This is a genomic window from Arthrobacter sp. Y3225116 (genome assembly GCF_059091245.1).
In genome coordinates this window covers 1-2,916 of the sequence record NZ_JBNHGL010000308.1, presented here as the reverse complement: position 1 = coordinate 2,916, position 2,916 = coordinate 1, and the positions used below count along the sequence as shown (strand labels likewise).

Genomic DNA, 2,916 nt, shown 5'->3' with positions numbered 1-2,916 from the left:
CACGGGCCTGCGCGCCGCCGGCTACGGCGTGGGGGACCGGATCGCCACGCTGACCGGCAACTCCGCCGACCACGTGGTGCTGTTCTTCGCCTGCGCCAAGGCAGGCCTCGTGCTGGTCCCGCTGTCCTGGCGGCTGTCTCCCGGGGAGATCGCCGAGCAGCTGCAGCTGGCGGACCCGGCGCTGCTGCTGGTGGAGGATGAATTCGACGCGCTGGCCGCCGCTGCCGCCACGATGCTCCCGCTGCCGCCGCGCACGGCGGCGCTGGGGCCCTCGGGGGTGGAGCGGCACGTGCCCTGCCCCACCCGGCGGCTGGACAGCGCCGCGGGGCCCGTGCAGCGGGACGTGCGCGACGACGATGCCCTCCTGATGATCTTCACGTCCGGTACCGAGGGGCCGAGCAAGGCCGCCATCCTCACGCACGCCAACTGCTTCTGGACGAACCTCTCCCTGTCGCGGACCATGGAGCTCTCCAGCTCCGACGTGGTGCTGGCCGCGCTGCCGCAGTTCCATGTGGGCGGCTGGAACATCCAGCCGCTGCTGGGCTGGTGGACCGGCGCCACGGTGGTGCTGGAACGCACGTTCGACCCGGGCCGGATGCTGCAGCTGATCGCCGAACGCAGGGTCACCACCATGATGGGCGTCCCCACCCAGTACGCCATGCTCGCCGAGCACCCCGGCTTCGCGTCCGCCGACCTGTCCAGCCTGCAGCACGCGATCGTCGGCGGCGCCTCCATGCCCGCGCCGCTGCTGCGGATCTGGCACAAGCGCGGCGTGGCCCTGAGCCAGGGCTACGGCCTGACCGAGGCCTCGCCCAACGTGCTCTGCCTGCCCAACGAAGACGCGGCGTCCATGATCGGCTACGCGGGCAAGCCCTACCCGCACGTCAGCGTGGCGGTCGCGGACCCGGCCACCGGCGAGATCCTGGACGGGGCGGCCACCGGTGAGCTGCTGGTCTCGGGGCCGGGCGTGTTCGCCGGCTACTTCCGGAACCCGGAGGCCACCGCGACGGCGCTCGCCGGCGGCTGGCTGCGCACCGGCGACCTGGTCGAACGCACCGCGGACGGCTTCTTCCGGATCGTGGACCGGATCAAGGACCTCTACATCTCCGGCGGCGAGAACGTGGCCCCGGCCCAGGTGGAGCAGGTCCTGCTCTCGCACCCCGCGGTGGCCGAGGCCGCCGTCGTCGGGGTTCCCGACGAACGCTGGGGCGAGACCGGGCTGGCCTACGTGGTGGTCCGGCCGGGCCGGATCACCGACGCCGAGGAACTGGCCGAACACTGCCGGGCGCAGCTGGCCGCCTTCAAGGTCCCCGGCCGCTTCGCCTTCGTGCCGGCGCTGCCGCGCACCGCACTGAACAAGGTGGTCCGGGGGAGGCTGCGGGAGGCCGCCGTCCGCCCCGACCGCCACCCGCTGACCGCAGGATCGGAGCAGGAATCATGAGCGCTGCACCACGCACCGCCCGGGGCACCCGGACGCGGGCCAAGCTGCTGGAGGCGGCCGAAGCGGTGTTTGCGTCGGTGGGCTACCACGAGGCCTCGATCGTCAAGATCACCGAGCAGGCCGACGTCGGGCTGGGCACCTTCTACCTCTACTTCGAGGGCAAGCAGGCCGTCTTCGACGAGGTCGTCGAGCACCTCAACCGTCGGGTGCGGCACGCGATGACCGAGGCGGCGAAGTCGGCGGAGAACCGGCTGGAGGCCGAGCGGGCAGGGTTCAAGGCGTTCTTCCGCTTCACCGCCGAACACCCCGCGCTCTACCGGATCATCCGGCAGGCGGAGTTCGTGTCGCCCGGCGCCCTGCGGATGCACTACACGCGCATCGTCAACGGCTACATTGAGGGACTGAAGGCGGCGCAGGCCACCGGCGAGGTCCGTCCGATGGACCCAAACGTCGCGGCGTGGGCGCTGATGGGCATCGGCGAACTGATCGGCATGCGCTGGGTGCTCTGGGAGGACGACGACGGTGCGCAGCCCGTCCCGCGCGAAGTGCCCGACCACGTATTCGAAGAAATGATGCAGTTTATTGAGCGGGCGCTGGCGCCCGGACAGCAGACGACGGAGGGACCCACCCATGGCTGAGAAGACTCTGACGGGCCGCAGCGCCATGGTGACCGGCGGGGCCAGCGGCATCGGCGAAGCCTGCGCGCGGGCCCTGGCCGACCGCGGCGCGAAGGTCACCGTGGCCGACCTGGACGGCGCCGCCGCCGAACGCGTGGCGCAGGAGATCGGCGGGGTCCCGTGGCAGGTGGACCTCAGCGACACCGGGGCGCTGGAAACCGCGGCGGTGGACACCGACATCCTGGTCAACAACGCCGGGATCCAGCGGATCAACCCCATCGAGGAGTTCGACCCGGAGGCCTTCCGGCTGATGCTCCGCCTGATGCTCGAATCCCCGTTCCTGCTGATCCGCGCGGCGCTGCCGGGCATGTACCAGCGCGGTTTCGGCCGGATCATCAACGTCTCCTCGGTGCACGGGCTGCGGGCGTCGGCCTACAAGTCCGCGTACGTCTCCGCCAAGCACGGGCTGGAGGGCCTCTCGAAGGTCACCGCGCTGGAGGGCGGCGCGCACGGGGTGACCAGCAACTGCATCAATCCCGGTTACGTGAAGACGCCGCTGGTCGAGAAGCAGATTGCCGACCAGGCCCGGATGCACCAGCTGCCGGCGGAGGAAGTGGTCGCCAAGGTGATGCTCACCGAGAGCGCCGTCAAGCGCCTGGTCGAGCCGCACGAAGTGGCCTCGCTGGTGTGCTGGCTCGCGGGGCCCGACGCCGGCATGGTCACCGGCGCGTCCTACACGATGGACGGCGGATGGTCCAGCCGATGAGCGACGAACCCGCAGCCCTGCCCTACGCCGCCCTGGACGTGCCGGTCCGCGGCGGCACCCTGCGCACCGGCGTGTGGGGGCCCCGGGACGCC

Annotated in this window: 3 protein-coding genes; all 3 read left to right on the top strand. The window is 71.6% G+C overall.

What is annotated here, in order from left to right; genetic code table 11:
* Positions 1-1,441, top strand: a 1,441-nt coding sequence (locus AC5RV2_RS16585) for a class I adenylate-forming enzyme family protein (RefSeq protein ID WP_494093246.1), incomplete at its 5' end; no start/stop codon positions are given.
* Positions 1,438-2,079, top strand: coding sequence for a TetR/AcrR family transcriptional regulator (locus tag AC5RV2_RS16580; RefSeq protein ID WP_494093245.1), 642 nt, complete (start codon positions 1,438-1,440; stop codon positions 2,077-2,079). The genes AC5RV2_RS16585 and AC5RV2_RS16580, both read left to right, overlap by 4 nt.
* Positions 2,072-2,824, top strand: a complete 753-nt coding sequence (locus AC5RV2_RS16575; RefSeq protein WP_494093244.1) for a 3-hydroxybutyrate dehydrogenase — start codon at positions 2,072-2,074, stop codon at positions 2,822-2,824. The genes AC5RV2_RS16580 and AC5RV2_RS16575 overlap by 8 nt, the downstream gene beginning before the upstream one ends.
* Positions 2,825-2,916: the final 92 nt, after the last annotated feature.

Bases quoted from the DNA above. Each gene is read 5' to 3' on its own strand.
- AC5RV2_RS16575 (WP_494093244.1), top strand. From the start codon at position 2,072: ATGGCTGAGAAGACTCTGACGGGCCGCAGCGCCATGGTGACCGGCGGG.
- AC5RV2_RS16580 (WP_494093245.1), top strand. From the start codon at position 1,438: ATGAGCGCTGCACCACGCACCGCCCGGGGCACCCGGACGCGGGCCAAG.